This is a genomic window from Prosthecomicrobium sp. N25, from assembly GCF_037203705.1.
Lineage (GTDB): Bacteria > Pseudomonadota > Alphaproteobacteria > Rhizobiales > Ancalomicrobiaceae > Prosthecodimorpha.
Genome location: NZ_JBBCAT010000016.1, coordinates 1 through 622 on the forward strand (window position 1 = coordinate 1; position 622 = coordinate 622).

General features: G+C 65.0%; 1 protein-coding gene. It reads right to left on the reverse strand.

Annotated features, from left to right (window positions below):
- Window positions 1-622, reverse strand: a 622-nt coding sequence (locus WBG79_RS27570; protein ID WP_337360460.1) for a flagellin, incomplete at both ends; no start/stop codon positions are given.

Below are 622 nucleotides of genomic sequence, written 5' to 3' on the forward strand. Positions count from 1 at the left end.
GACAGGGCCGTCTGGCTGAGCTGCTGGCGGGTCTGCAGGGCGAGGAGGTTCGCGGCCTCCTCGTTGGCATCGGCCAGCGTCAGGTTGTCGGCACCGCCCTTCAGCGTGTTGATCATGTTCTTGGTGAAGTCCTGGCGGTTCTGAACGATCGAGAGGTTCGAACCGAAGGACGACGACTGCGAACGGATCGTGTCGAGGGCGGTCTTCAGGCCGTCCAGGCGGGCGTCGAGCGACGTGTCGCTCTCGAACTCCGCGTTGTTGGCGGCCGTGATGCCGAGCTTGTTGTTGGAGATCTCGCGGACGTTGCCCGCGGTATCCTTGGCCTGGATCTCGAGGGTGGAGGTCGAGGTCTCGTTGAAGCTCAGCTTCAGCTTGTCGCCCTTCAGGAGGTTGATGCCGTTGAAGGACGCGTCGTCGGACAGCTTGTCGAGCTGGTTGCGCAGGTCGTTGAACTGCGTGACCAGGTTCTTGCGGACCTCGTTGGCGCCGATCGTGCCGGTGCCCGAGCCGCCGTCGACGGCGCCGGCGGTGACGCCGGTGACGGTCAGGTCCGAGGTCGAGATGTTCTCGATGCGGAGCTTGCCGCCGTCGTTGGAGGCGCGGATCTTGCCGGTCAGGCTCG